This window comes from Xanthomonas sp. NCPPB 1638 (genome assembly GCF_041475635.2).
Lineage (GTDB): Bacteria > Pseudomonadota > Gammaproteobacteria > Xanthomonadales > Xanthomonadaceae > Xanthomonas > Xanthomonas cucurbitae.
The window spans coordinates 797,988-823,311 of the sequence record NZ_CM192984.1 but is presented as its reverse complement, the minus strand read 5'-3'; the positions used below and the strand labels follow the sequence as shown (position 1 = coordinate 823,311).

The window sequence follows — 25,324 nt, the reverse complement described above, 5'->3', positions numbered from 1 at the left end:
TACACCGCTGCCAAGCGCACTGCCTAGAATCCGGTTTCCTCAACTGGCTGGCAGACGATGGCAAACATTGCAGTGGTGATGGTCGATGGCGTGGCCGATTGGGAGATCGGCGTGGTACTGCCAGCGGCGCGCGAATGGTTCGGGGACCAGGTGGCCATCGCCAGTATCGACGGCCAACCGGTGCAGTCCATCGGCGGCCTGCGCATCGTCCCGGAATTCGCCCTCTCGGACCTGGCGCCGCTGGCAGCGGACCTGTGGATCCTGCCTGGCAGCGAGCGTTGGCAGGCCGGCGAGATCCCGGGCCTGAGCGGCTTGTTGGTCGAACGCGTGCAGCAGCAGCGACCGGTTGCTGCGATCTGCGGGGCGACCCTTGCGCTGGCCTACGCCGGCCTGCTCGACGACCGTGCGCATACCAGCAACTCGCTGGCGTTCCTGCAGGATCATGTGGTGCCGTACGCTGGCGCCAAGCAATTTCGTCATGAAAAAGTCGTCACTGCCGACGGGGTCATCACCGCGCCGGGCACCAGCCCGGTCGGTTTTGCAGTGGCCTGCATGCGCCTGCTGCATCCCGAGCGCAGCGACACACTTGCCCAGCTCCGTGGCATGTTTTGCGGCGAATTTGTCTGATCGCTTCCGCACCGGGCCGGCATCCGCGGCGCCTGGTGCACTGCGGATGCCAAAAAAATGGCCACGCCGTCTCCGGCGCAGCCATCCAAGTTGCCTGGCATGCACTCCCATGCGCTGCCTGTCGTGATGACGCTGCCGGTCGCTGACGGCCATCCGCACGCCGCCACGCGAACGTGGACAGCGTCTGGATCCGGCCTCGCCTTTCCGTCAGGCATCCAGCCCGATCGGGCAGCTCACTCCCGTTCCGCCAAGCCCGCAATAACCATTGGGGTGCTTGGCGAGGTATTGCTGGTGACCGTCTTCGGCGTAGTAGAACGTTGGCGCCGGGAAACGGATCTCCGTGGTGATCGCGCCATGGCCCGCCGCGTCCAGCTGCTGCTGGTACGCGTCGCGGCTGGCAAGCGCGGCGTCGTACTGGTCCTGCGTGGTGCAATAGATCGACGAGCGGTACTGCGTTCCGACATCGTTCCCCTGACGCATGCCCTGGGTGGGGTCATGGCTTTCCCAGAACGTGCGCAACAGCTGTGCGAACGACACCGACTGCGCGTCGTAGACCACCAGCACCGCCTCGGTGTGCCCCGTCTGTCCGGAACAGACCTCGTCATAGGTGGCATTCGGCGTTTCGCCGCCGGCATAACCCACTGCCGTGGTGAACACCCCTGGGACGTTCCAGAACTTGCGTTCTGCACCCCAGAAGCAACCCAGCCCGAATTGCACCTGTGCCAGCCCGGCGAATTCGCCGCGCAACGGATGTCCGTTGACCAGATGCGTGTTGTACAGCGGTAGCGCCTGATCGCGTCCTGGCAGTGCCTCGCCCGGACGGGGCATGCGTTGTTTGAAAGCGCCGATTCCCAGCATGGTGCAACTCCGCAATCGTGAGGATTGCCCGCTGGATGGCGCCGACCGGAGCGGCTTTCAAGCCTGCCCGGCCGGCGCGTACGGCCGCACCGCGTTACTTGGCCTTGACCGCTGCAGAGCGCGTATCGACTTCCGGCATCGCCGAGCTGTGGTGATTGATAATCAGCCACTTGCCGTCGCGCTTTTCGTAGACGAAGGTGTAGCGCGCCTGCACGTCGCTCTTCTTGCCGTCCTTGTCGGTCAGCGTGAAGGTGTATACGCCGGCGTCCACTGCACTGTCGTCATCGAGCAGGCGCACGGTGCGGTAGTTGACCACGCCCTTCGGCTTCTTGGTCAGGAACAGCTCGAAGTACTTCTCGATCTGCTCGCGCGAGGCGCGCACTTCGTTGGACACGGTCGGCAACAGCACGCCATCGGGCGCATACAGGTCGGCCACCTTGTGCGGGTTGCCGGTCGCCAGGGCGGCGTTCCAGGTATCGAACAGCGCGGCCACTTCGCGCTCCTCGCCGGCGGCCGGCAACTTGGCCTTGTCGCTGTAGTGCATCACACCGCCAGCCAGCGCCGGGGTGGCGGCCAGAGCCAGGACCAGGGAAGACAGAATGCGACGCATGGGGAAATCTCCAGGTGGTTGTTGTGAGGTGCCTCAGCAGGCGAGCCCAGTATCGAAATCAAGCGACCCCAACAATTCTGCCGATAGGCATATACTCAAATATGCTGATCGGCGTAGAGCGAACACATGGAAACCATGACCAATGCAGGCGATTGGCGCCTGGCCTTGCGCCGCGAGGCCTCCGACAGCGCGCGCTGGCAGGCGCTGTGGGAGGTGGCTGTGGCGCTGCGTCAGGCGCACACACCCGAACAGGCCTGCGACACGGTGCTTGCCCGTGTGCTGCTGCTGCTGGGCCTGGAGCACGGCGCGGTCCTGGCGCAGCGCGGGCCGCGCACGCTGCTCATGGCCAGCCGCGGACGCGCGCTGCCGCCCGGTGCCAGCGCGGCCGGCGACAGCCATGAAGCGGCCTGGCTGATGCCGCCGCGCCCGGCCGATATGCGCGAGGCCAGGGTACCGATTCAGGCGCTGGGCAGCAGCCACGGCATGCTGTGCGTGGCCTGGAACGACGGCCGCCCGGCGCCCGGCAACGACGACGTGCAGGCCTTGCAGGCGTTTGCGCTGTTGCTGCCGGCGATGGTGGGCGAGCCTGCCAAGCCTGTGGTCACGCGTCGGCGCAGGCCGCTGCAGGACGATCGCCTCAATGGGCTGAGCAAGCGCGAAAAACAGGTGCTGTCGCTGCTTCCGCGCGGACTCACCAATGCCAGCCTTGCAGCTGAACTGGGGATTTCTCCCGGCACGGTGAAGGTGCATGTGGAGCGCATCCTGCAGAAACTTGAGGTAAAAGATCGCACCCAGGCCGCGGTGTACGCGGTCCAATCCGGACTTGCGCTATGAATGCATTGGCGGTGCGTTGGAACGATTGGCCGATCACCCGCAAGAGCCTGGCGGTGGTCACCTTGCCGCTGCTGTTGCTGGCGGTGGCGCTCATGGCGATCTACAGCGTGGAACGGCAGAACATCGCCGCCGAAAACGACGTTCGCCAGACCCTGGAGGTGCTGAGCGACCTGTACGAGGCGCACGCGCTGCTGGCCGAAACGGCAGCCGGCGTGCGCGGGTACCGGCTGGTGCGCCGCGATGAGTTCCTGACCCCGTACCGCGATGCCGAACCGCGCCTGCAAGGCGTGGCCGACCGGCTCTCCCAACGCATCACCGACCCGGCACAGGCGCAGCGTTTTGCCCGCATCAAACCGCTGTTCGCGGAGAAGATGCAGGGCTGGCGCCGCCTGCTGGCACCGGACCTGAGTCGCGAAGAGGAAATCCGCCAGCTGTGGGACGGCAAGTACAAGCTCGACATCCTGCGTGCGGAACTGCGCGAACTACGCAACTACGAAACCGCACAACTGCAGGTGCGCAGCGCCAAGGCGCAAGGCTTGCGGCAACGCAACCTCATCATCACCCTGAGCGCAGCGATGCTGGGCGGCCTGGGCGCGGTCTTCGCCGTGGCCTGGTTTGCCTCGGCGCTGTCCGGGCGCCTGCGCACCCTGGCCGCCAATGCCGACCGCCTGGGCGAAGGCCTGCCGCTGGCGGCGCAGCCGCGTGCCGGCGATGAGCTGGGGCAGGTCGGGCAGCGCCTGGCGCAGGCCAGCGAGCTGCTGGCCGCGCGCGCGGCCGAAGCGCAGCTGGCGCGACGCGAAGCCGAGACCGCCAACCACGCCAAGACCGAATTCCTTTCGCGCAGCAGCCATGAACTACGCACCCCGCTCAACGCCATTCTGGGCTATGCGCAGGTGCTGGAAATGGATCTGCCCGAACCCGGCCCACGACGCCATCTGCAGCACATCCTGGCCGCCGGCCGACACCTGCTGGGGCTGATTACCGAACTGCTGGACATCGCGCGCATCGAAGCCGACAAGCTGGATCTGAGCCCCGAGCCGATCGCGGTACGCGACGCCCTGCACGAGGCCCAGGGCCTGATCGCACCGGACGCCGATCGGTACGGCGTCAGCCTGCAGCCACCGCTCATCGATGGTCCGTGGACCGTCCGCGCCGATGTCCAGCGACTGCGCCAGGTGTTGCTCAACCTGTTGTCGAACGCGGTCAAGTTCAATCGCACCGGCGGCCGGGTACAGGTCACTGCCACGCTGGATGGCGACCAGGTTCGCATCACCGTGGCCGACCAGGGCGCGGGGCTGACGCCGGCGCAGATCGAGCGCCTGTTCACGCCATTCGAGCGGCTTGGCGCGGAGCGCTCGGCGGTGGAAGGCACCGGCCTGGGGCTGGCGCTGAGCAAGCGCCTGATCGAGGCGATGGGTGGGCGGATCGGCGTGGACAGCAGCCGCGACGGCGCACGCTTCTGGATCGCGCTGCCGCAGGGCGAACCGCAGCGCGACGAAGCGCCACGTACCCTGTTGCCGCCCAGCACCAGCGGCAGCGGCGTGTGCCGCTTGCTGAGCATCGAGGACAACCCCTCCAACCAGGCGCTGATCCGCACGCTCACCGAGCGCCGACCGCAGTGGCAACTGCTGGAAGCGGCCAGCCTGGCGCAGGCGCGCGACCTGTTGCAGCACGGCCTGCCGGACCTGATCCTGCTGGACCTGCACCTGAGCGACGGCAATGGCGAAGAACTGTTGCGCGAACTGCAGGCGCAGCCGGCCACAGCACAGGTGCCGGTGGTGGTCATCAGCGCCGATGCCACCAGTGCCACGCTGGCACGGGTGGGCAACCAGGGCGTGCATGCGTATCTGACCAAACCGCTGGACGTGGCGGAATTCTTCACTGTACTCGACAGGCTGCTCGCATGACGCGCGACGATATCCTCGGCTCCCGCATCCTCATCGTCGATGACGAACCGGCCAATGTGCGGCTGCTGGAAGACCTGCTGCAACGCGAAGGCTTCCAGCAGGTCATCGCCACCACCGACCCGCTGCGGGTGATGGGACTGGTGTCGGCCTTCGCGCCGGATCTGATCCTGCTGGATTTGAAGATGCCGGAGCTGGATGGCTATGCGCTGCTGGAACAGCTGGCGCGGCTGTCCGATCCGGGCCATTTCCTGCCGGTGATCGTGCTCACCGCCGACCCCAGCCGCAGCGCGCGGCATCGCGCCCTGGGCCTGGGTGCCAAGGACTTCCTGACCAAGCCGCTGGACACCTTCGAGGTCGCGCTGCGGGTGTGGAACGTGGCCGAAACCACCGTGCTGTTCAAGCGCCTGCGCGCACTGGCCGCGCCGGATGCCGTGCCACCGGGCTGGCGGCAATCCGGCTGATGCATGCACCCCACCAACGTGGGAGCGCACCTGGGCGCGACAAGCCTTCCCGGTAACGCCCCATCGCGCCCGGGTGCGCTCCTACGGCTGGCGCGACAAGCGCTCTGTAGGCTCCATGCCAGCCCACCACCAACGTAGGAGCGCACCTGGGCGCGACTGGCCTTCCCGATAACACCCCATCGCGCCCGGGTGCGCTCCTACGGCTGGCGCGACAAGCGCTCTGTAGGCTCCATGCCAGCCCACCACCAACGTAGGAGCGCACCTGGGCGCGACTGGCCTTCCCGATAACACCCCATCGCGCCCGGGTGCGCTCCTACGGCTGGCGCGACAAGCGCTCTGTAGGCTCCATGCCAGCCCACCACCAACGTAGGAGCGCACCTGGGCGCGACTGGCCTTCCCGATAACACCCCATCGCGCCCGGGTGCGCTCCTACGCTGGCGCGACAGCCGCCTACCCCTAACCGGTGCCACCGCCTAAACTTGCGGTCTACTTATTGCCGATGCCCCGCATGTCCGAGATTCCCGTCACCGACGCCACCGCCCCGGCGGAGAAGAAAGACTTCATCCGCCAGATCGTTCGCGAGGACCTGGCCAGCGGCAAGCACACGGTCATCCGCACGCGCTTCCCGCCCGAGCCCAACGGCTACCTGCACATCGGCCACGCCAAGGCGATTTGCCTGGATTTCGGCCTGGCGGCCGAATTCGGCGGACTGTGCAATCTGCGCCTGGACGACACCAATCCGGCCAAGGAAGACCCCGAATTCGTAGTCGCCATCCAGGACGACGTGCGCTGGCTGGGCTTTGCGTGGGCGCAGCTGCGCCATGCCTCGGACTACTTCGAGGTGTATTACCTGGCCGCCGAAAAACTGATCCGCGACGGCCATGCCTTCGTCTGCGACCTCTCTGCCGAACAGGTACGCGAGTACCGCGGCACGCTCACCGAGCCGGGCCGCAACTCGCCGTACCGCGAGCGCAGCGTGGACGAAAACCTGGATCTGTTCCGGCGCATGCGCGCAGGCGAATTCCCCGATGGTGCACGCACCCTGCGCGCCAGGATCGACATGGCCAGCGGCAACATCAACCTGCGCGACCCGGCGCTGTACCGCATCAAGCATGTGGAGCACCAGAACACCGGCAACACCTGGCCGATCTACCCAATGTACGACTTCGCGCATTCGCTGGGCGATGCGGTGGAAGGCATCACCCACTCGTTGTGCACGCTGGAATTCGAAGATCATCGCCCGTTGTACGACTGGTGCGTGGACAAGGTGGACCTGGCCGGTCACCCGGAACTGCTGCAGCCGCTGCTGGACAAGGGCTTGCCGCGCGAAGCGGCCAAGCCGCGTCAGATCGAGTTTTCGCGCCTCAACATCAACTACACGGTGATGAGCAAGCGCAAGCTCACCGCGCTGGTGGAAGAACAGTTGGTGGACGGCTGGGACGACCCGCGCATGTACACGCTGCAGGGCCTGCGTCGGCGTGGCTACACACCGGCGGCAATGCGCCTGTTCGTGGACCGCGTGGGCATCAGCAAGCAGAATTCGATGATCGATTTCTCGGTGCTGGAAGGCTGCCTGCGCGAGGATCTGGATGCCGCCGCGCCGCGCCGCATGGCCGTGATCGAGCCGCTCAAGCTGGTGCTGACCAACCTGCCCGACGGCCACACTGAGACGCTGCAGTTTTCCAACCATCCCAAGGACGAAAGCTTCGGCACGCGCGAGGTGCCGTTCGCGCGCGAGTTGTGGATCGAGCGCGAGGATTTCGCCGAAGTTCCGCCCAAGGGCTGGAAGCGGCTGGTGCCGGGTGGCGAGATCCGTCTGCGCGGGGCAGGCATTGCCCGCGTGGACGAGGTCATCAAGAACGCCGCTGGCGACATCGTCGAACTGCGCGGCTGGCTGGACCCGGAATCGCGCCCGGGGATGGAAGGTGCTAACCGCAAGGTCAAGGGCACCATCCACTGGGTTAGCGCCACGCATGCGGTAGAAGCGGAAATCCGCCTGTACGACCGCCTGTTTTCGGTGGAAAAGCCCGACGACGAATCCGAGGGCAAGACCTACCGCGACCATCTCAACCCCGAGTCCAAGTGCAGCGTGCGCGGCTATGTGGAGCCCTCTGCCGCGCAGGCAACGCCGGAGCAGGCGTTCCAGTTCGAGCGCACCGGTTACTTCGTCGCCGATCGCCGCGACCACGGCGCGGCAACGCCGGTCTTCAACCGCAGCGTGACCTTGCGCGACACCTGGACCACCCCGCGCCAGCCGTAAGAGTGCACCCGGGCGCGATGGGGCATTCCCGGGAAAGCCTATCGCGCGCGGGGTGCGCTCCTACGGCGCTGGCGCACGGCGATACCTTGCTCATCCAGCTGCCGCACTGCACGCTGCGGGGCATGACATGCACGGAGACGCACGATGCGTGAACGTTTGACGATGGGCGTCGCCTGCGGTATTGGCGCAGGTGCGCTGTGGGGACTGGTGTTCCTGGCCCCACAACTCTTGTCAGCGTTCACGCCGATGCAGCTGGCAGTGGCGCGCTATTTGTCCTATGGCGTGGTGGCCGCGCTGGTGCTGGCACCACGGGCACGCCTCACCGCCGCCCGCCTGGGTCGCGCCGAGTGGTGGGCGCTGGTGCGCCTGAGCCTGATGGGCAATCTGATCTACTACGTACTGCTGGGCAGCGCCGTGCAGTGGGCCGGCAGTGCAGCCACCGCACTGATTATCGGCCTGTTGCCGGTGGTGGTGACCGTCATCGGTACCCGCGCGGCGGGCGCGGTACAGCTGCAGCGGCTCGCCGCGCCGTGCGCACTGTGCGTCATCGGCGTGGCATTGGTCGCGCTGGACACCGTGCAGGACGACTCCGGGCAGCAGGCAGGCGATCGTCTCACCCGCGTCGCGGGCTTGCTGTGCGCGGCGGGTGCGTTGGCGTCGTGGTCGGCCTATTCCATCGTCAATGCGCGCTGGCTACGACGCTGCCCCGATCTGTCCGGCGGTGACTGGTCGCTGTTGACCGGCGTGGTGACCGGCGCACTGGCCGCATTGCTGGCACCTGCAGCGTTGATCGGCAGTACCTGGCACGCGCCGATCGACTGGGCCGGCTTCTGGGGTGTTTCGCTGCTGCTGGGCATCCTGGCCTCGGTCATCGGCAATGCACTGTGGAACCGCGCGAGCCGCGTGCTGCCGCTGACCTTGGTGGGGCAGATGATCGTCTTTGAGACGGTATTCGCACTGATCTACGGGTTCGCCTGGGAAATGCGCCTGCCCACGCCATTGGAGCTGGCGGCCATGGCCTGCCTGCTCATCGGCGTGCTGTGGTGCACTGCGCTGCATACAAAGGCGAACTGACGGCAGCGGTTGGCCGCAGCCTGGCCATCAAGGCTTACCATGCCCCCTCACCTGCCGTGATCGGAGCAACCACATGACCCGCGCCTTGTCCTGGTATCTGAGCATTCTGCTGTTGCTGTCTTCGTCCCTCCTGGTCGGCTGTGTCGCCGCAACGCCGGGCGCGCCGACGCCACCGCCTGCATCCGCCCCGACCCCGCTGACCGTGGTCACCGCCTGCAAGGTCGATGCGGATTGCACGGTGAAGAACGTGGGCAACTGTTGCGGTGCCTATCCGGCCTGCGTCAACGTCAACAGCCCAACCGACCCGAAAGCCGTGATGGCACAGTGCCAGTCCAGCGGCATGATGAGCGTGTGCGGCTCTCGCGAGATCAGCGCCTGCCAGTGCGTGTCCGGCCAATGCGCTGCGCAGTAGACCCCGTATCGTCGGGCGACCCTGCGCGGTAGTCGCGCAGGCGCTGCGCCGGCACGCCGAAGACCATCGGTGCCAGCGGCACCCGGATCCGGCGGCGACAGCGTTTTGCGCGCCGCGTCCGGGTCGATACACTGCGCCGCTTGGTTTCTTCTCCGCTACCGGTCGTCCAGTGATGCTCTACGCGCAAGTCCACCTCACCCTGCCCGCCTGGATCCATGACTTCGTGGATGCCAGCCGCGCCTATCCCGGCGACGACGACAAGGTGGCGCTGGCCATCGCGCTGTCGCGGATGAATGTGGAAGCCCGCACCGGCGGCCCGTTCGGCGCGGTGGTGTTCGGGCCGGATCATCACATCATTGCTGCGGCGGTGAACCGGGTGGTGCCGCAGACCACCTCGCTGGCGCATGCCGAGAACATGGCCTACATGCTGGCGCAGCAGCGCCTGCAGACGCCGCGCCTGAACGACGTGCTGGCGCCGATCACCCTGGCCACCTCCGCGCAACCGTGCTGCCAATGCTATGGCGCCACGGTGTGGGCCGGCATCGACCGGCTGCTGATCGGTGCCCGCGCCGAAGACGTAATGGCGCTGACCGAATTCGACGAAGGTCCACTGCCCGCCGACTGGGTGGGCGAACTGACCCGCCGTGGCATCGAGGTGGTGCGCGATGTACAGCGCGAACAGGCCTGTGCGGTCCTGCGCAGCTACGGCGAGGGCGGCGGTGACCATTACTGACCGCGCTGTGCGGGCGCCGCGATGAGCGGGTTGCTCTGCTATTGCCGCCAGGGCTTCGAGCCTGAATTGGCGGCGGAACTGAGCGCGCGCGCGGCCTTCGTCGGCATTGCCGGCTATGCACGTACGCAACGTAACGATGGCTACGTGCTGTTCGTCTGCGACGAGGCCGCAGCACTGGCCGCCAGGCTGCAGTGGCGCGAGCTGATCTTTGCGCGCCAGAAGCTGGTCGTGCTTGCCGAACTCAAGGGCATCGATCCGAAGGACCGCATCACGCCGATCCTGGCCGCGCTGGACGGGCAACCGCGCTTTGGCGACCTGTGGGTGGAACACCCGGATTCGGATGCCGGCAAACCGCTGGCGGGGCTGGCGCGCAGCTTCGGCAACGCGCTGCGCCCAGCACTGCGCAAGGCCGGCCTGTTGACCGACAAGCCGCACGCGCGCCTGCCGCGCCTGCATGTGTGTTTTCTCGATGGCGACCACGCGCTGCTGGCAGTGGCCGATGCCGACGACAGTGCGCCGTGGCCACTGGGGATTCCCCGCCTGAAACTGCTGCCCGAAGCGCCGTCGCGCTCGGCGCTCAAGCTCGACGAAGCGCTGCTGACCCTGCTCACTCACGAAGAACGCGAGCGCCTGGTCAAACCCGGCATGCGTGCCGCCGATCTGGGCGCTGCCCCCGGCGGCTGGACCTGGGTGCTGACGCGCCAGCATGTGCACGTCACCAGCGTGGACAACGGCCCGTTGCGCGAGCATGTGCTGGCCACCGGGCTGGTCGAACATCTGCGCGCGGACGGCTTTCACTGGAAGCCGGCGCAATCGCTGGACTGGATGGTCTGCGACATGGTGGAGCAACCGCGCCGCGTTGCCGAGCGCATGGCCACCTGGGTGCGCGAAGGCTGGTGCCGCCACACCATCTTCAACCTCAAGCTGCCGATGAAAAAACGCTGGGAAGAAACGCGTCTGTGCCTGGACCTGTTCGAGCAGCAGGCGGAGAAAGCGCTGACCGTGCGAGCCAAGCAGCTGTATCACGACCGGGAAGAGATCACGGTGCTGGCGATGCGGGAGTGAGGCTGGAATCGGGAATCGGGAATCGGGAATCGTAAAAGCGGTTGGTCGGCTCCCCGCTTTCCATTGAGAGCCGACCGATGCGTTCAAGGCGGTTCCAACGGCCCGATGAGGGCCGGAACCGGCTCGTTTACGTTTACAGCACGATGCGTTTGCTGCCCTCGCGTGCGGAGCGGTAGATCGCATCGACAATGCGGATGTCGCGCAGGCCTTCTTCGCCGGGCGCGCGCAAGGGCGTGCCGTTGATGATGGCCAACGCGTCCTCGTCCATCTGCAGCGCTTGCTGGTGCGGCACCTTGGCATCGAGCACGCGGCCATCGCTGGCCTTGCCGGTCACGCCCTGGTAGCTCTGGAACGGCGACAGTTCGTACCAACCGCGCTCGCACTCGGCGCGCAGCACATTCATGCTGGCACCGAAGCTGGTCTTGCACTGCGCCCGCACGGCGTTGGGGAACTCCAGCGTGAAGTCCATATGCTCGTCCACCTCGTCAAACAGCTCGGGGCGGTCGGTCCAACGCTTGGCGGTTACCGCCAGCGGTTCGGCACCCACGGTGTAGCGCGCGGCGTTGAGCGGATACACGCCCATGTCGTACATCGCGCCGCCACCGAACTGCGAGCGCAGGCGCCAAGGGCGGTCGGCCTTGGCCGTGCCGCGGTAGCCGTTGTAGCCGGCCTCGGCACGCACGCGCTGCATTGCACCGAAGGGCTTTTCGCCGGCCATTGCGATCAACCGGCGCGTATTGGGTTCGTGCTGCATGCGGTAGCCGATCGTCAGCGCGACCTTGTTGCGCTTGCAGGCCGCGATCATCGCCTCGCATTCGCCCGCGTGCATGGCCATCGGCTTTTCGCACCACACATGCTTGCCGGCCGCCGCCGCACGCAACGTCAGTGGCGCATGCAGATGGGTCGGGGTGACGATATACACCACATCGATGTCGTCGTTATCGGCGATGCGGTCGAAGTTCTCGTAGGTGTAGACGTTGCGATCGGCAATGCCGTACCTGGATTGCCACTGCGGAATCTTCGATGGCGTGCCGGTCACGATGCCCGCCAGCTTGCAATGCTTGGTCAAGGCCAGGCCCGGGGCGAGTTGTTCGCTGGCATAACCGCCCAGGCCGGCCAGTGCGACATTGAGCGGTTTTCCAGGCTTCTTCTTCGGCAGCGCCCACGCTGGCGCGCCGAGCAGGATGCCGGCACCGCCGAAGGCGGCAAGCAGGCGGCGACGCGTCAAGGATTCCACGGACATGCAAACCTCCTTCAAGAAAAGTGAAAGCAAGCCCTACCCGGCCGCGGATGATCCATGCTGCCTCTGGTAGCGATGCATCCATGGCCTGCAGACCGCGGGCATGGACACCTCGCCACCCGGCATCCGCGCCATCGCGCGCGTTGCCAAACCAGGACTGCCTGCGCACCTTACTGGATCGTGCGTGATTGCGGCCATGCATGCATCTGCCCGCGTATCGCCCTGCAACCGGACCGAACCGCATCTGCGAAGGCGTGTGTGACACGGCAAGGTTCCGGCACAGTGAAACGCCGCAGTTGAAACGTCCAGTCGGCAGCGCGCCGGACACGACACCGGATGCTGAAACTGCTGTACACATCGCATCGTGTCTCAGCTCGCGCAACCGCCTGCTGGCATCCTGCAGGTCACTCGTGGAGAAGGTCCCATGCAACCGATCGAACTCAAGGACGCAGCCGCCTTCGGCAGCGAATTCCTGCGCCTGACCCTATTGCAGGGGTTTCAGTCGCTGACCAAACGCGACCTGGAATTGCTGATTTTCGTGCTGCTGGAGCGCGATGGCGCCGTTTCGCGCAACAGCTCCAATGCAGCAGTGGCGCTGCAGTTGCGGGTCACTCCGGCCAAGGTGAGGGCCTTGCGCCGCGACGGCTACGCACGCTGGCGTGCATTGGTTCCCGAGGAAGGCGATGCGGCGATGCAGCGCATCGTGGCCAATGTCTTGACCGAGGACAACCTGCGTTCCGGCGCCAAGCACGTCAGCGAACGCAGCCGCAAGGAAGGCTTTCTGGCCGTGCGCATCGAACACCCCGATGACGCACAGCAGTTCGAGCAGGCCATCGTCGAGGTCGGCGCGCTGCCGGTGTACGAGCGCAACCGGGAGGTGGTCGCGGTGCGCTTCGACACCCTGCTCAGGATCGCCGAGCGCTGGGGCTATCTGCAGCCCGATCCGCAGGCCACCATGCGCGCGTTGCACAAGCTCACGCCCACTGCCGAGGAAGTGTCGGACCTGCTGAAGAAGGACATTGCACAACTGCGCTGGGAGGACGTGCGGCGAGCCCTCAACAGCCTGGGCGCCAAGGCCGTGGCCAGTACCGCCGAAGGCGGCTTAAAAGGCCTGCTGAAGATCGCGTTCCCCTTCATTCCCGGATAGCCGCCATGGAGACAGGCCGCCACTGGCCGTGCACTGCACCGTCGCAACCGCTGCGCACCGGCAACGGTCATGCCCTCAAGCGTGCGGCCCGTTCTATGCTTGCCGGCTATTCACCATCAGGGGGATCTGATGACCACCATCCGCACTACCACCTTCGCCGCCCTGCTGCTTGTGTGCGGGCCCGCCGCCGCACAGCAGTCGTCTGCGCCCACGCCGGCCAGCAGCATGCCGCTGATCGAGGTCCCCAGCGCCATCCGGACCCAACCGTTGGCCAGTGGCCAGATCACCCACCAGACCCAGCTGGAACGCCCACGGGGGGAGTCCAGCGTGATCGTGCGATCGATCCAACCCGATAGCGTGGTCGGCAGCCGCTATCGGATCGACTTCCAGGCACTGGACATCGACGCAGACGGCCGTATCAGCCGTGCCGAAGCCCAGGCCAACCCGGCCCTGGCCGACGAATTCGACGCGCTCGACCTGCACCACAGCGGGTTTCTCACCCGCGAACAGTTGGCCGGGTGGCTGGTGCAGTAAACGCCATCCTGCGCGGCAGACACCCTGCGCAAACGTGAACCGGGCCGTGGCGTGCGCCGGAAAACACCGCTTGCAGTGTCCCAGGCGGTCGGCTAGATTGTATTTTACGGATACAATCTGGATGGACAATGACCACACGCCCGACACTCGCTGCAGACCTTGGTTATCAGCTGCAACTGGCCGCCCTGGCGTCCACGCATGCGGCCCGCCAGGAGCTGGCCGACCTGCAGCTCACCCCGGCGCGCGTCACCGCCTTGATCCATATTCGCGACCAACCCGGGTGCGATCAGACTGAACTCGGCAACCGCCTGCTGGTCAACCGCGCCGCCGGCATGAAGATCGCCAATGCACTGGCCGAGCAAGGCCTGATCGAGCGCCTGGCCGGCCGTGACCGGCGCAGCAAGGGGCTGTATCTCACTGTAACCGGCCAGCGCACGCTGGTGGTGGCCCAAGGCTGCCTGGCGCGCGCTGTGGAGCGCACCTGCAGCAGCCTGCAGCCAGGCGAGCAACGCACCCTGCTGCAGTTGCTCTGCAAATTGAACGCCAGCGCCACGCTGGAACGCACCGCCCCGCCGGAAGCCATGCTGGCCGACGGGGCTTGATTCCCTGTACCCCGATCTGAAGGAGACACCGCTTGAACGAGCATGACGTGGTATCTGTCCGCATCGAGAACCGCATTGCCTGGGTGAAGTTCGCACGCCCGGAAAAGCGCAATGCGATGAGTCCGGCGTTGAACCGCCGCATGATGGACGTGCTGGACGAACTGGAATTCGACGAGAACGTCGGCGTGCTGGTGCTCAGCGGCGAGGGCACCGCCTGGTCGGCCGGCATGGACCTGAAGGAATATTTCCGCGAGACCGAGGCGCAGGGCCTACGCGGCGTGCGCCGCTCGCAGCGCGAGTCCTACGGCTGGTTCCGCCGCCTGCGCTGGTACCAGAAGCCGACCATCGCCATGGTCAACGGCTGGTGTTTCGGCGGCGGCTTTGGCCCCTTGTTCGCCTGCGACCTGGCGATCGCTGCCGACGAAGCGCAGTTTGGTCTGTCGGAGATCAACTGGGGCATCCTGCCCGGTGGCGGCGTCACCAAGGTGGCCGTGGAACTGCTGTCGATGCGCGACGCCATGTGGATGACGCTGACCGGCGAGATGGTGGACGGCAAGCAGGCCGCGCAATGGCGCCTGGTCAACGAAAGCGTACCGTTGGAGCGGCTTGAGGCGCGTACGCGCGAGGTGGCCGAGCTGTTGCTGCGCAAGAATCCGATCGCACTCAAGTACGCCAAGGATGCGGTGCGTCGCGTGGGCACCATGACCTACGACGAAGCCGAAGACTATCTGGTCCGCATGCAGGAAGCGGCCAATTCCTTCGACAACAACGCGCGCAAGGAAGGGATCCGGCAGTTCATCGACGAGAAGAGCTACAAGCCCGGGCTGGGCGAGTACGACCTCAGCAAAAGCAGAACCTGAGCCTGACCGACCCAACCCGACCCGCCGTCCCCAACTGGATGTGGACGGCGCACAGGAATCGGCATGTCCGCCAGGGACATGCCGATTCCCGGCGCAGGCCGCGACCGCCTGAGGATTGCTCGCTAGGTAGCGTTGGCCGCCAGACCGGATCGCCGATGCCGCCATGCCGTTGCACTGCACAGCCGGATACGGCACGCGACCAACGCAACTGGCCGGCCCGCAGCGTGGCCGGCGTGCACTGCCGCTGCGCCTGCATACCACTTCGCGTCGCGCGCAGGCGTTTCCTCCCCTCCCCCGTGTGCCTGTCGTCGCCTTCCTTTCAGCCCTGCCTTCGGAACACAGCGCCATGACTTCGCCGATCGACTCGATTGCCCTGCACGCCCGCCTCACCCCGCACCGGCTCGCGGCCCGCGACCTGGTACTGGATCGGCACTGGAGCTACGCCGAACTGGACGATCTGGTCGGCCGGCTCGCCGCCTTGTTGCTGGCACGCGGCTGTGTCGAAGGCGAACGGCTGGCGGTGCTGGCGCGCAATTCGGTCTGGCAGGTGGCGCTGCACTTTGCCTGTGGTCGGGTCGGTGCCATCTACGTTCCGCTCAACTGGCGGCTCAGTGCCGCCGAGCTGGATATCCTGCTGCAGCGTGCCGAGCCATGCCTGGTACTGGGCGACGAGGTCGCGGCCGGGCGCGCGGACGTGGAGGCGTTGGCGGCCTTCGTCGAGGACGCCAGTGCGCTCGCCGCAGCACAGATGCCCGCCATTGCTCCCGAGCGTGTCAGCCTGATCCTGTTCACCTCCGGCACGTCCGGCCAGCCCAAGGGCGTGATGCTGAGCGAAGGCAACCTGCAGCAGACAGCGCAGAACTTCGGCGTGCTCACGCAGGTGGACGCGCGCAGCAGTTTCCTGTGCGAGGCACCGATGTTCCATGTCATCGGCCTGGTCACCAACGTCCGTCCTGCGCTGGCGGTGGGTGGCTCGATCCAGGTGTCCAACGGCTTCGAACCGGAGCGTACGTTGAACTGGCTGTGCGATCGCACCCTGGCAATCACCCACTACGTCGGTGTGCCGCAGATGATGCAGGCCTTCCGGCACCAACCTGGCTTCGATCCTGTTGCCCTTCGCCACCTCACTGCGCTGGTGAGCGGCGGTGCGCCGCACGCTGGCGAGGATCTGCTTGGCTGGCTGGAAGATGGCATCCCCATGGTCTGCGGGTACGGCATGAGCGAGGCCGGCACGGTGTTCGGCATGTCGGTCGACCAGGCCGTGATCCGCCGCAAGCTGGGCGCCGTCGGCATCTCCACGCCGGCCGTGCAGACACGGGTGCTGGACGCCGACGGCAACGACTGCCCACCCGAGGTGGCTGGCGAATTGCTGCTACGTGGGCCCAATCTCAGCCCTGGCTATTGGCGCGATCCGCACGCCAGCGCCGAGGCGCTGGACGCGCAAGGCTGGTTTCATACCGGCGATATCGTCAGGCGCGACGCCGATGGATTCTTCTGGGTGGTCGATCGCAAGAAGGACATGTTCATTTCCGGCGGCGAGAACGTCTATCCCGCCGAGATCGAGGCCACGCTGGCCGATCATCCGCAGATTCGCGAATGCGCGGTGGTCGGCATCGCCGACCCGCAGTGGGGCGAGGTCGGGTATCTGGCCATCGTCCCGGCCGGCCCGACGCTGGATCTGGAACAGATCCGCGAGTACCTGATCGCACGGCTTGCCAAGTACAAGGTGCCCAAGCATCTGCGCGTGGTCCAGGCCCTGCCACGTACGGCTACCGGCAAATTGCAGAAGGCGCAGTTGAAGCGGTCCTTGACCGACCAGCCCTGATCGGTACGCCGGCCGCTGGCGCGAGGCGCCGCTCCGGCCCGGCGTGTGCCACGACGCCGAACAGCTTGTCGGGTTGCCGGCTGTCCGCACGTGCGAGGCCCTGGCTGTGCCATCGGCATCGACGCGTCCTGCTCCCGGGGCTGCGGCGTTTGCCGGCATTGCCTCATCGGCGCGGCAGCGGCTCCCGGCATGCGCGTGCGGCCAATACCGAGGCCGCCGCCGCGTTCACGCAGACGCCTCCAGCAGCAGTTCCTCTTCGCCCTCGTGGCGATCCACCCAGATCGCGCCCTGCTCGGCCATCAGCGCCAGCTGGTGTTCGAGTTCGCGCAGCAGCAGCCGCACGCCGGGTTTGTGGATGGCGCTGCCATCGCGGTAGATCAAGCCACCCGCGCGCGCCTGCGCCGGCTGCTGCAACTGGAACGCACGCAGCTCGCCGCGTGCGATGTCGCCGGACACCATCATGCTCGGCATCACCGCAATGCTATCGGTGCCAAGCAGGATCTCGCGGGTGAAACTGGCCGAGCTGGAACGCAGATGGTCGCGCGTGGCCAGCCCGTGTTCGCGCATCACCTGCGCCACGTCGCGTTCCACATGCTGGCTCAAGGTCGGCAATACCTGTCGATAAGCCGCCGCTTCGGCAACCCGCACCGGGCCGTTCACGAATAGCGGGTGGTCGCTGCGCGCTACCAAGGCAATCGGATCCCTGTAGAGCACCTTGCGGATCAGTGCGTCGTAGCGCACCAGGGGATACAGCCTGCCGACCACCAGATCGACCTCGTTACCGGCCAGCTTGGGCAGCAGCTCGTCGGTGCGGCCGTGCAGCAGGCGCACGCGCAGCGTCGGCTCGGTACGGTACAGGGCCGCCAGCACCGCCGGCAGCAGACCACTGGCCGCCACCGGCAACGCGCCGACGGTGATGGTCAGCGCGTCGTCCTGCAACAGCCCCTCGAAGGTGTCCTGCGCCCGGCGCAGTTGTCCCAGCACCACGTGCGCGGTCTGCACCAGCACCTCGCCCATGGCATTGGGACGCACGCCACGCGAGTGGCGCTCGAACAACGGCGCACCGACGATCTCTTCGATTTCCTGCAGCGCACGCGTGAGCGCAGGCTGGGTCACGTTCAACACCCGCGAGGCGCGCAGCAGGCTCTTTTGTCGGTCCAACGCCTCGATGACTCGCAGGTGTCGCACCTTGATGCGGTGTTCGAAGAACACGGAGGACATGGTCATGGGAAGTGGGCCTTGCGTTGGGAAGTCGGGTGAGGCGGTGACTCGGCACGCCGCCGCAATGCACCGCGCCTGCATGAAGCCGTCGAAGGACGCGCCACGCATGATCGCGTCGCGTTGCCCGGGGTCGTCCGTACGTGCCGTGCGCATGTGTCGGTGACCGCGAAAGTGGCGCCATCTTGCACGAATCCGAGCCCGCCGCGTGCACGAATCGGCGCCGTTGCGATACCGACAATGTGGCTTGCCATGCTGCACTCCCGCAACGCGGCCCAATGCGATCGGACCAGTTGCACTGATTGTGTCGGGACCGCGCGCATCAGGCCCCAAGGGGACGACCAATCCCTGCGGAGTTCCAAGAAGGTATCCTTGAGATCCAAAGTGCCATCAAGCGCCCTCATCCGCAAGGTTTTTTATACCAGTCATTGCCAGTTTTGCCGTTCAGGTGAACGTGCGCTGCAGTACGGCGCGAGGGAATGGCGCCAGGGACGAACCATTCCTGGTTGCGTGCGGCCCGAGGGCTGGGAGGCAGGCCGCCGTGCTGCACCTGTATCGGCCTGCATGGGCCGATTGAGCGGGTCGATTGCCCGGGGATTACCCGCACCCGCTGTGGCGGGCATGCGAGGCGGCCGCAGGCCGCTTGCCGGCATGGTTGCCGGGCGGACCCGTGGCAGCACAGGCTGCCACGGGCAGACGCGCACTACAACGAATGCACGAACATCAGGTTGACGTTGTTGCCGGCCACGGAATTTTTCACATCGACCGGCAAATACACGTTGAAGTTGAGCAGGTTTTCCTTGTCCAGACGCCAGGACAGCCCCGGGCCCACATAGAACTGCATCCGCTTGCTGTCGGGCACGCGTTGACCATTGGTACGGTTGTCCTGCAGCTGCTGCAGGTAATACCCGTTGATGCCCAGTCGCAGTTGTTCGCTCACCTTCACCGAGCTGGCGAAGTTGGCCCAGACCACGTCGCCGGCCTGCCCGTTGCGGAACTGGAAGCCGGGTATCGGCGGAACGCCGCCGGCGCGGCTGGTGCGGAAGTTGTAGAGATAATGCAGCCGCATGCTGATTTCCCAATCATCGCTGGGCTGTACGGTGAAAGCCCAGTGCGGTGCCACCGCCCAGTATCCATTGCCCTGGTTGATCGACACATCGTGGTCGAATTTGCCGACCGGTGCAAAGGCGTCGATCGCAAAGCGCTGGAAGAACAGGACACGCCCGTCGCGCATGACCGGCGGCATCTGCAAGGCCGGGCCGAAAGAGACATCGGCCACACCGAAGCCGTTGTCGCGCAGCCGCACCGGGCTATCGGCCGCGAACGAGGTGTCGTAGTTCACCAACGGCAGGATGGCATTGAACGCCAGCGAGCCGCCCATCCAGGTGTAGGGCGTGACGTAGATCAGCTGCGACAGCAGGACCGAGGCGCCGATGCTGGGATCGCGAAAGGCCGGCGAGTCGTTGCCGCGCGCATCCTTGATCGCGTTGAAATTGAAATGCCGCGCATAACCGATGAACGTCCAGCCGGGCGTGGTGGAGCCGAACCCGTCGAGGAAGCTGGTACCGCCCACGTTGATGCCTTGCGGCGGCGAGACCGTTTCCGGCACGGACTGCGCCAGTGCCGCGATCGGCGTCGCTGCAGCGAAAAGGGCAACGGCGAGCAGGCGCAGACGCCGAGGCGACGACAGACAGGTCGACACGGCGCGACGACGGGAAGGTAGGCGAACGCGTTCCACTGGGCGGATCTCCGATGCGAATGAATGGATGAAGGCGACGCGACGGGGGGGAGGAAAAAGTGGAGGGTCTGCAGCGCAACGGCTGCGCCGGCACAGCGATCAAGAGGGTGGCCGTGCGCCGAGATCGCCCGGCGATTGCCGCTGCTGCGTAACGAGCCGTTGCCTGTACAGCCAGCGCTGTTCGCGCAACAGGCCGTCATCGACACTGCCGAGCAGTGCCAGCGTCTGTCTCGGACACGCCGAGCCACGATGCCCGCGCAGGCCCCTGGTGCACATCGTCAGGCGCTACCGGCCTGTCCATCCAATGGCCGGCAACGGCGCACTGCGCCAGCGTGCTGGGCGCTACGTGCGCCGCCATGCGCGCACCGTCGTCGAAGCCGGCGAAATCCAGCATCTGCACGCTGGCCAGGCCGCCCGGGGTGGCGGGTCGCGCTCCCCGGACCACGGCATCGCGGGGCAGGCTGCAGGGCAGCCACAAGAAAGACGCGAAAGACAAGGCGGGTGGACTCATGGCCCGACTGTAGCCACGCCGCTCACATCCGTCGTATGGAAGATGCGTCGTCCGCTATAAGCAAATAGACATATGCAAAGCCCTCCCGTCCGCCGCATCGCGGCTGACGGGCCTGCAGGCCCGTCAGCCAGCGCCGGAAGCGCGCCTCCACAGCACATCGACCAGCGGCGGCAGGCGGCCGGCCAAGCCGAGTACCGATCCACGCAACAGGGTCAGGTGCAGGTCGTCGTTGGAGAACACGCGGTTGATCGTGTCGAAGCCGTAGGCAGCCAGCGTGTTCTCGCTGCGCCGGACCCGTGCCCAGCGCTGCAGGCGATGGGGAGCGGCCCATTCGGCACGTTTGGCCAGCGCCTGTCGCACCGTGTCGCGCAACGCGGCGACATCGCGCAGGCCCAGGTTGACGCCCTGGCCGGCCAGCGGATGCACCACGTGCGCCGCATCGCCCACTGCCAGCACCCGTCCACTGACATACTGCTGCACCAGCTGCCGCTGCAACGGAAATGCCGCGCGTGCGGACACCACGCGCATGTGGCCCAGCCGCGCGGCGAACGCCAGGGTCAGCTCGCGCGAGAACGCCGCATCGTCCAATGCCAGCACGCGCTCGGCGTCGGCGTCGGGCAGGGTCCATACAATCGAACTGCGGCCATCGGCGAACGGCAACAGCGCCAACGGCCCGGTGGTCAGAAAGCGCTGCCAGGCGGTGGCCTGGTGCGGGTGTTCGGTGTCCACGAAGGCGACCACACCGCGTTGCGCATAGGCATGCCGCGCCACCGGCACGCCGCTCAGCTCGCGCAAGGTGGAGGCTGCACCGTCGGCGGCGATCGCAATGGCCGCCTCCAGCCGGCTGCCATCGTCCAGGCGCAGGCGCACGCCGGCGGCGTCCTGTTCCAGCTCGACCACGCGGGCCGGGCAATGCAGGGCGATGCCGGCGGCATGCACGGCCGCCCAGAGGCGATCGACCAGCAGGTCGTGCTCGACAATCCAGCCCAGCTGGTCGCGCCCCAGCGTATCGGCATCGAAACCCAGTTCGCCGCCACCGCCGGCATCCCACACCCGCATGCGCCGGTACGGCTGCGCGCGCGTAGCCCGCACTGCCGCCCACACCCCCAGGCCGTCCAGCAACGCGGCGTTGTCGGCAGCGAATGCATACACGCGCAGGTCTGGCCGGTCGGCCTGCCAGCGCGCGGGCTCGCGCCCTTCCACCAGCGCCACGTTCAAGCCGGCATCGGCCAGCGCCAGCGCACAGGCCGCGCCCACCACGCCGCCACCGACGATCACCGCATCGCGTGCAGGACGCCGGCTCATGCGATCCCCCGGCACAGCTGCGGCACCTCGCCACGGAAGCCCATTGCACCGCCGACCAGCATCGATTGCAGCGGCGCGGCCTGCGAGGTCGCCAGCAATCCCAGGCTGCGCAATGGCCGCAGCAAGGGCGCCGGGTTGCCGGTCAGGCGTGCCAGGCCACTGGAGAATGCGATGGTCTGTTCGCGATCCACGCGACGGCGCGCCAGATACGCGGTCAACAAGGCACTGGCGCCGGCATCGCTGCGATCGTGTTCGATCAGTTCGGCCAGCGTCAGCGCATCGCGCAGGCCCAGGTTGAAGCCCTGCGCGCCGATCGGGTGCAGCGTCTGTGCGGCATTGCCCAGCAGCACCACGCGTTCGGCGATCAGGGCATTCGCCAGCACCTGCACCAAGGGATAGGCGCTGCGTTGCCCGCTGGCGACGAAACGCCCGGCGCGCCAGCCGGCCGCGCGCTGCAATCGGGCCAGCCAGCCGGCGTCATCCAGGGCGGCCACCGCCTCGGCCTCGCCACGCGCCACGCAATGGATGGCGCCGTAATGGCGGTCGCCCCGCGGCAACAGCGCGGTTGGCCCGTGGTCGGTGAACCGTTCCCAGGCCGTGCCGTCCGGCGGCCGGGACGCGCGCACGCGCGCCACGAACAGGGTCTGCAGGAAATCGTGTTGATCCGAGCCCAGATGCAGCAATTCACGCACCGCACTGTAGCTGCCATCGGCGCCGACGACCAAACGGGCGTGGACGCTCTGTTCCCCCTCATCGCCGGCAAGCCGCAGTCCGCGCAGGCCGTCGCGCACCGGCTCCACGCCGATGCAGCGCGCCGGGCGGTAGCGGCGCACACCGGTCGTTTCATCCAGACGTGCCTGCAAGGCGTCGCCGAAATCGCTTGCCACCACCACCTGGCCGAAGCTGTCGCGCCCGTAGTCGGCCGCTTCCAGCTGCACGCGCCCGAAGTCGCCGGCACGGCTGACGTGGATGCGCCGGATCGGGCCGGGCGGGCGGCGCAGCTTGGCCATCACCCCGAGCGTGCCAAGCGCATTGACGGTGGCCGCAGCGAAGCTCAGGTTGCGTTGGTCGAACACGGCCGGCGGAGTGCCGGCGGGGGTGAGTTCCACCAGCCCGACATCCAGGCCGAGGCGGTCCAGTGCGATCGCCAGGCTGGAGCCGACCAGGCCGCCACCAACGATCAGAACGTCATGTGCATGTGTCATCGCCATATGATAAGCCCTCGCTCCGGGCGCGTTGCCGCGGCGGCCTGCGGCAGGTCGCCGCGTCCATGGACCGCCCCCGGGCCCGTGCCGGCCGCACCGCGATGGCGCGGGTGCGCCGGGTTCCACGCTACACTCCACGGCCTGTGAACCGGCCCCCTCGCGCATGACCTCTCGCTCGCACGACACCCTGATCCTGAGCCTGCTGGCGGTGCTGATGGCCGGCACCCGGATCAATCACTTCGCGCCGGTGCCGGATGCCTCCTGGGCGGTCTTTTTCATCGGCGGCTTCCATCTGGCCGCGCGCAGCCGGCTGGCATTCCCGCTCTTGATGGGGCTGGCGGTCGCAGTGGACTGGCTGGTCATCACCGGCCAGGGCATGAGCTTTTGGCAGCATTACTGCGTGTCGCCGGCGTACTGGTGCCTGATCCCGGCGTATTTTGCGCTGTGGGCCGGCGGCGTCTGGCTGCGTCGGCACTATCGCGGCGCGCGGTGGGGCGCGCTGGTCACCCTGGTTCCCGCCTTGCTGATCGCGGTGGCGCTATGCCAGCTGATCGCCCAGGGCAGCTTCTACTGGGTCAGCGCCAGCGTGAGCCAGCCCACCGTGGCCGGCTGGTTCAAGAACTACACCGACTGGCTGGGGCCGTACCTGCGCAGTGCTGCGCTGTACGTGGCGGCGGCGGCGCTCGTCCAGGTCGTCGCCGAACGCCTGGTGGCCCCGCCACGCCAGACCCAGGCCGACTGACGTCATGGGCAATCGTCTTTCCCGTATTTATACGCGCACCGGCGACGATGGCAGCACCGGCCTGGGCGATGGTAGCCGTACCGGCAAGGACGCCTTGCGCGTCAACGCCTACGGCACCGTGGACGAAGCCAATTCGGCCATTGGCGTGCTGCTGGCGGCCCCCGGTGTGCCGACCGCGATCGCCGCGCTGCTGACCACCGTGCAGCATCAATTGTTCGATCTGGGCGGCGAACTGTGCATCCCCGGGCATGCGGCCATCACCGCAGCCGACATCCAGGCCCTGGAGCAGCAGCTGGACCATTTCAACGACAGCTTGCCGCCGCTGCAGGAATTCATCCTGCCGGCCGGTGGCGAGGCGGCCGCGCACTGCCATCTGGCCCGCACCATCGTGCGCCGAGCCGAGCGCGAAACCGTCGCGCTGTCGCGCCAGGAAGCGGTGCGCAGCGAGGCGATCGGTTATCTCAACCGCCTGTCCGACCTGCTGTTCGTGCTGGCACGTGTGCTGGCACGTGTCGATGGCCAGCAGGAAGTGCTGTGGCGGCACGACCGCCGTCGCGCGTGAGCATGTGCCCGGCGCCACGGAGAGGCTAGAGTTGCCCCATGCTGGTCTTTACCCACCCCGCCTGCCTCGGCCACGACGCCGGCCCTGAGCACCCCGAGAGTCCCGCCCGCCTGGAAGCGGTGGTCGAGGCCTTGCGCGCCGCCTTTCCCGACCTGGCCTGGCGCGAGGCGCCGCTGGCCAAGCTGGGCGACCTGTGCCGCGTGCACGAGCGCGAACAGGTCGATGCGGTGCTGGAAACCCCTTTCACCGGCTACCGCCAGCTGGACGTGGACACCCGCATGGTGCCGGCTTCGCGCGCGGCCGCCCTGCGCGCGGCCGGTGCCGGCATCGCGGCGGTGGACGCGGTGATGCAGGACCTCACCCGCACCGCCTTCTGCGTGGTGCGCCCGCCGGGCCACCACGCCACCGCGCAAGTGTCGATGGGCTTTTGCCTGTTCAACAATATCGCCGTGGCCGCCGCCCACGCCCGCGACCGGCATGGGCTGGAGCGCATCACCATCGTCGATTTCGACGTGCACCACGGCAACGGCACCCAGGCCATCTTCGAACGCGACCCGGCCGTGCAATACCTCAGCACCCACCAGTCCGGGCTGTACCCGCATTCGGGCAGCGTCCACGAGCGCGGGGTGGGCAACATCCACAACCTGCTGCTGCCGCCGGGCAGCGACGGCCTGCGCTTCCGCAATGTCTGGGAAGACCAGATGCTGCCGCTGATCGATGCGTTTCGCCCGCAACTGATCCTGATCTCGGCCGGCTTCGACGCCCATCTGCGCGATCCGCTGGCCGACCTGATGCTGGACGACGACGATTTCGGCTGGCTGACCGCCGCCCTGCGCACCCTGGCCGAGCGGCATGCGCACGGCCGCGTGGTGTCCATGCTGGAAGGCGGCTACGACCTGCAGGCCTTGCGTGAGAGCAGCGTCGCCCACGTTGCCGCATTGCGCTGAGCCTTGGCCGCACGTCGGCCGCGCCGGGCCGGCGCTGAACCTGTCCG

General features: G+C 67.1%; 24 protein-coding genes. 17 read left to right on the top strand and 7 right to left on the bottom strand.

The annotated features are described in order from the left end of the window. The first annotated feature begins 57 nt into the window (after positions 1–57). A complete protein-coding gene (locus ACCQ13_RS03455; RefSeq protein ID WP_159406647.1) occupies positions 58–627 on the top strand; it encodes a type 1 glutamine amidotransferase family protein in 570 nt (189 codons plus the stop codon). A 207-nt stretch (positions 628–834) separates the two neighbouring features. Here the strand turns inward: ACCQ13_RS03455 and msrA are convergent, their stop codons facing one another. Together msrA and ACCQ13_RS03445 are read right to left on the bottom strand one after the other, a co-directional pair. Then, positions 835–1,485, bottom strand: a complete 651-nt coding sequence (gene msrA / locus ACCQ13_RS03450; RefSeq protein ID WP_159406646.1) for a peptide-methionine (S)-S-oxide reductase MsrA — start codon at positions 1,483–1,485, stop codon at positions 835–837. Between the two features lie 94 nt (positions 1,486–1,579). Beyond that, entirely contained in the window at positions 1,580–2,095 is a 516-nt protein-coding gene (locus ACCQ13_RS03445) for an SgcJ/EcaC family oxidoreductase (protein WP_104602655.1), read from the bottom strand. A gap of 126 nt (positions 2,096–2,221) precedes the next feature. On the opposite strand from ACCQ13_RS03445, the gene ACCQ13_RS03440 reads away from it, so the two are divergent. The 8 genes from ACCQ13_RS03440 to rlmM all read left to right on the top strand — a co-directional run bounded on the left by ACCQ13_RS03440 (position 2,222) and on the right by rlmM (position 10,841). Further along, on the top strand, positions 2,222–2,929 hold the full coding sequence (locus ACCQ13_RS03440; RefSeq protein WP_104602656.1) for a helix-turn-helix transcriptional regulator: 708 nt from the start codon (positions 2,222–2,224) through the stop codon (positions 2,927–2,929). Continuing rightward, entirely contained in the window at positions 2,926–4,836 is a 1,911-nt protein-coding gene (locus ACCQ13_RS03435; RefSeq protein ID WP_159406645.1) for a hybrid sensor histidine kinase/response regulator, read from the top strand. Before ACCQ13_RS03440 ends, ACCQ13_RS03435 begins: the two co-directional genes overlap by 4 nt. Continuing rightward, entirely contained in the window at positions 4,833–5,297 is a 465-nt protein-coding gene (locus ACCQ13_RS03430; protein WP_104602658.1) for a response regulator, read from the top strand. Before ACCQ13_RS03435 ends, ACCQ13_RS03430 begins: the two co-directional genes overlap by 4 nt. A 508-nt stretch (positions 5,298–5,805) precedes the next feature. Next, positions 5,806–7,557 (top strand): glutamine--tRNA ligase/YqeY domain fusion protein, encoded by a 1,752-nt coding sequence (locus ACCQ13_RS03425; protein WP_159406644.1) that lies wholly within the window; start codon positions 5,806–5,808, stop codon positions 7,555–7,557. A gap of 144 nt (positions 7,558–7,701) precedes the next feature. Next, entirely contained in the window at positions 7,702–8,631 is a 930-nt protein-coding gene (locus ACCQ13_RS03420) for a DMT family transporter (RefSeq protein WP_104602660.1), read from the top strand. Positions 8,632–8,704: 73 nt separating this feature from the next. Beyond that, on the top strand, positions 8,705–9,043 hold the full coding sequence (locus tag ACCQ13_RS03415) for a hypothetical protein (RefSeq protein WP_104602661.1): 339 nt from the start codon (positions 8,705–8,707) through the stop codon (positions 9,041–9,043). 172 nt (positions 9,044–9,215) lie between these two features. Then, a complete protein-coding gene (locus ACCQ13_RS03410) occupies positions 9,216–9,776 on the top strand; it encodes a nucleoside deaminase (protein WP_104602662.1) in 561 nt (186 codons plus the stop codon). A gap of 21 nt (positions 9,777–9,797) precedes the next feature. Next, on the top strand, positions 9,798–10,841 hold the full coding sequence (gene rlmM / locus ACCQ13_RS03405) for a 23S rRNA (cytidine(2498)-2'-O)-methyltransferase RlmM (RefSeq protein ID WP_104602663.1): 1,044 nt from the start codon (positions 9,798–9,800) through the stop codon (positions 10,839–10,841). Positions 10,842–10,974: 133 nt separating this feature from the next. Here rlmM and ACCQ13_RS03400 read toward each other — a convergent pair whose 3' ends face one another. Continuing rightward, complete coding sequence (locus ACCQ13_RS03400) at positions 10,975–12,084, bottom strand: Gfo/Idh/MocA family protein (protein WP_104602664.1); 1,110 nt, start codon at positions 12,082–12,084, stop codon at positions 10,975–10,977. A gap of 421 nt (positions 12,085–12,505) precedes the next feature. On the opposite strand from ACCQ13_RS03400, the gene ACCQ13_RS03395 reads away from it, so the two are divergent. From ACCQ13_RS03395 to ACCQ13_RS03375, 5 genes are all read left to right on the top strand, one after another. Next, the gene (locus ACCQ13_RS03395; RefSeq protein ID WP_104602665.1) at positions 12,506–13,228 is read left to right on the top strand and encodes a hypothetical protein; all 723 of its coding nucleotides are present in this window, start codon (positions 12,506–12,508) and stop codon (positions 13,226–13,228) included. 129 nt (positions 13,229–13,357) lie between these two features. Beyond that, positions 13,358–13,762 (top strand): EF-hand domain-containing protein, encoded by a 405-nt coding sequence (locus ACCQ13_RS03390; protein ID WP_167526821.1) that lies wholly within the window; start codon positions 13,358–13,360, stop codon positions 13,760–13,762. Between the two features lie 128 nt (positions 13,763–13,890). Continuing rightward, positions 13,891–14,364, top strand: a complete 474-nt coding sequence (locus tag ACCQ13_RS03385; protein WP_104602667.1) for a MarR family winged helix-turn-helix transcriptional regulator — start codon at positions 13,891–13,893, stop codon at positions 14,362–14,364. A 32-nt stretch (positions 14,365–14,396) separates the two neighbouring features. Continuing rightward, a complete protein-coding gene (locus ACCQ13_RS03380; protein WP_104602668.1) occupies positions 14,397–15,224 on the top strand; it encodes a p-hydroxycinnamoyl CoA hydratase/lyase in 828 nt (275 codons plus the stop codon). A 346-nt stretch (positions 15,225–15,570) separates the two neighbouring features. After that, positions 15,571–17,049 (top strand): AMP-binding protein, encoded by a 1,479-nt coding sequence (locus tag ACCQ13_RS03375; protein ID WP_274392047.1) that lies wholly within the window; start codon positions 15,571–15,573, stop codon positions 17,047–17,049. 225 nt (positions 17,050–17,274) lie between these two features. Here ACCQ13_RS03375 and ACCQ13_RS03370 read toward each other — a convergent pair whose 3' ends face one another. The 4 genes from ACCQ13_RS03370 to ubiH form a co-directional block, all read right to left on the bottom strand. Next, entirely contained in the window at positions 17,275–18,276 is a 1,002-nt protein-coding gene (locus ACCQ13_RS03370) for a LysR substrate-binding domain-containing protein (RefSeq protein WP_104602670.1), read from the bottom strand. Between the two features lie 694 nt (positions 18,277–18,970). Continuing rightward, on the bottom strand, positions 18,971–20,005 hold the full coding sequence (locus tag ACCQ13_RS03365) for a SphA family protein (RefSeq protein ID WP_104602671.1): 1,035 nt from the start codon (positions 20,003–20,005) through the stop codon (positions 18,971–18,973). A gap of 634 nt (positions 20,006–20,639) precedes the next feature. Further along, positions 20,640–21,821, bottom strand: a complete 1,182-nt coding sequence (locus tag ACCQ13_RS03360) for a UbiH/UbiF family hydroxylase (RefSeq protein ID WP_104602673.1) — start codon at positions 21,819–21,821, stop codon at positions 20,640–20,642. Beyond that, the gene (gene ubiH / locus ACCQ13_RS03355; RefSeq protein WP_159406642.1) at positions 21,818–23,026 is read right to left on the bottom strand and encodes a 2-octaprenyl-6-methoxyphenyl hydroxylase; all 1,209 of its coding nucleotides are present in this window, start codon (positions 23,024–23,026) and stop codon (positions 21,818–21,820) included. The genes ACCQ13_RS03360 and ubiH overlap by 4 nt, the downstream gene beginning before the upstream one ends. A 163-nt stretch (positions 23,027–23,189) precedes the next feature. Here ubiH and ACCQ13_RS03350 point away from each other — a divergent pair, with 163 nt between their 5' ends. Genes ACCQ13_RS03350 through ACCQ13_RS03340 form a run of 3 tightly spaced genes read left to right on the top strand, consistent with a single transcriptional unit; the run spans position 23,190 to position 25,277 of the window. Next, entirely contained in the window at positions 23,190–23,768 is a 579-nt protein-coding gene (locus ACCQ13_RS03350) for a hypothetical protein (RefSeq protein ID WP_159406641.1), read from the top strand. A 4-nt stretch (positions 23,769–23,772) separates the two neighbouring features. Beyond that, complete coding sequence (locus ACCQ13_RS03345) at positions 23,773–24,330, top strand: cob(I)yrinic acid a,c-diamide adenosyltransferase (protein ID WP_159406640.1); 558 nt, start codon at positions 23,773–23,775, stop codon at positions 24,328–24,330. Positions 24,331–24,368: 38 nt separating this feature from the next. Then, positions 24,369–25,277 carry a histone deacetylase family protein gene (locus tag ACCQ13_RS03340; protein WP_159406639.1) on the top strand — a complete coding sequence of 303 codons (909 nt, stop codon included), beginning with the start codon at positions 24,369–24,371 and terminating at the stop codon, positions 25,275–25,277. Positions 25,278–25,324: the final 47 nt, after the last annotated feature.

What these genes read in the sequence shown, in the direction of transcription:
- ubiH (WP_159406642.1), bottom strand. Translation starts at nt 23,026, where the DNA reads ATGACACATGCACATGACGTTCTGATCGTTGGTGGCGGCCTGGTCGGC.
- ACCQ13_RS03440 (WP_104602656.1), top strand. Translation starts at nt 2,222, where the DNA reads ATGGAAACCATGACCAATGCAGGCGATTGGCGCCTGGCCTTGCGCCGC.
- ACCQ13_RS03345 (WP_159406640.1), top strand. Translation starts at nt 23,773, where the DNA reads ATGGGCAATCGTCTTTCCCGTATTTATACGCGCACCGGCGACGATGGC.
- ACCQ13_RS03395 (WP_104602665.1), top strand. Translation starts at nt 12,506, where the DNA reads ATGCAACCGATCGAACTCAAGGACGCAGCCGCCTTCGGCAGCGAATTC.
- ACCQ13_RS03340 (WP_159406639.1), top strand. Translation starts at nt 24,369, where the DNA reads ATGCTGGTCTTTACCCACCCCGCCTGCCTCGGCCACGACGCCGGCCCT.
- ACCQ13_RS03415 (WP_104602661.1), top strand. Translation starts at nt 8,705, where the DNA reads ATGACCCGCGCCTTGTCCTGGTATCTGAGCATTCTGCTGTTGCTGTCT.
- ACCQ13_RS03375 (WP_274392047.1), top strand. Translation starts at nt 15,571, where the DNA reads ATGACTTCGCCGATCGACTCGATTGCCCTGCACGCCCGCCTCACCCCG.
- ACCQ13_RS03390 (WP_167526821.1), top strand. Translation starts at nt 13,358, where the DNA reads ATGACCACCATCCGCACTACCACCTTCGCCGCCCTGCTGCTTGTGTGC.
- rlmM (WP_104602663.1), top strand. Translation starts at nt 9,798, where the DNA reads ATGAGCGGGTTGCTCTGCTATTGCCGCCAGGGCTTCGAGCCTGAATTG.
- ACCQ13_RS03400 (WP_104602664.1), bottom strand. Translation starts at nt 12,084, where the DNA reads ATGTCCGTGGAATCCTTGACGCGTCGCCGCCTGCTTGCCGCCTTCGGC.
- ACCQ13_RS03420 (WP_104602660.1), top strand. Translation starts at nt 7,702, where the DNA reads ATGCGTGAACGTTTGACGATGGGCGTCGCCTGCGGTATTGGCGCAGGT.
- ACCQ13_RS03370 (WP_104602670.1), bottom strand. Translation starts at nt 18,276, where the DNA reads ATGACCATGTCCTCCGTGTTCTTCGAACACCGCATCAAGGTGCGACAC.
- ACCQ13_RS03385 (WP_104602667.1), top strand. Translation starts at nt 13,891, where the DNA reads ATGACCACACGCCCGACACTCGCTGCAGACCTTGGTTATCAGCTGCAA.
- msrA (WP_159406646.1), bottom strand. Translation starts at nt 1,485, where the DNA reads ATGCTGGGAATCGGCGCTTTCAAACAACGCATGCCCCGTCCGGGCGAG.
- ACCQ13_RS03445 (WP_104602655.1), bottom strand. Translation starts at nt 2,095, where the DNA reads ATGCGTCGCATTCTGTCTTCCCTGGTCCTGGCTCTGGCCGCCACCCCG.
- ACCQ13_RS03410 (WP_104602662.1), top strand. Translation starts at nt 9,216, where the DNA reads ATGCTCTACGCGCAAGTCCACCTCACCCTGCCCGCCTGGATCCATGAC.
- ACCQ13_RS03350 (WP_159406641.1), top strand. Translation starts at nt 23,190, where the DNA reads ATGACCTCTCGCTCGCACGACACCCTGATCCTGAGCCTGCTGGCGGTG.
- ACCQ13_RS03455 (WP_159406647.1), top strand. Translation starts at nt 58, where the DNA reads ATGGCAAACATTGCAGTGGTGATGGTCGATGGCGTGGCCGATTGGGAG.
- ACCQ13_RS03360 (WP_104602673.1), bottom strand. Translation starts at nt 21,821, where the DNA reads ATGAGCCGGCGTCCTGCACGCGATGCGGTGATCGTCGGTGGCGGCGTG.
- ACCQ13_RS03435 (WP_159406645.1), top strand. Translation starts at nt 2,926, where the DNA reads ATGAATGCATTGGCGGTGCGTTGGAACGATTGGCCGATCACCCGCAAG.
- ACCQ13_RS03425 (WP_159406644.1), top strand. Translation starts at nt 5,806, where the DNA reads ATGTCCGAGATTCCCGTCACCGACGCCACCGCCCCGGCGGAGAAGAAA.
- ACCQ13_RS03430 (WP_104602658.1), top strand. Translation starts at nt 4,833, where the DNA reads ATGACGCGCGACGATATCCTCGGCTCCCGCATCCTCATCGTCGATGAC.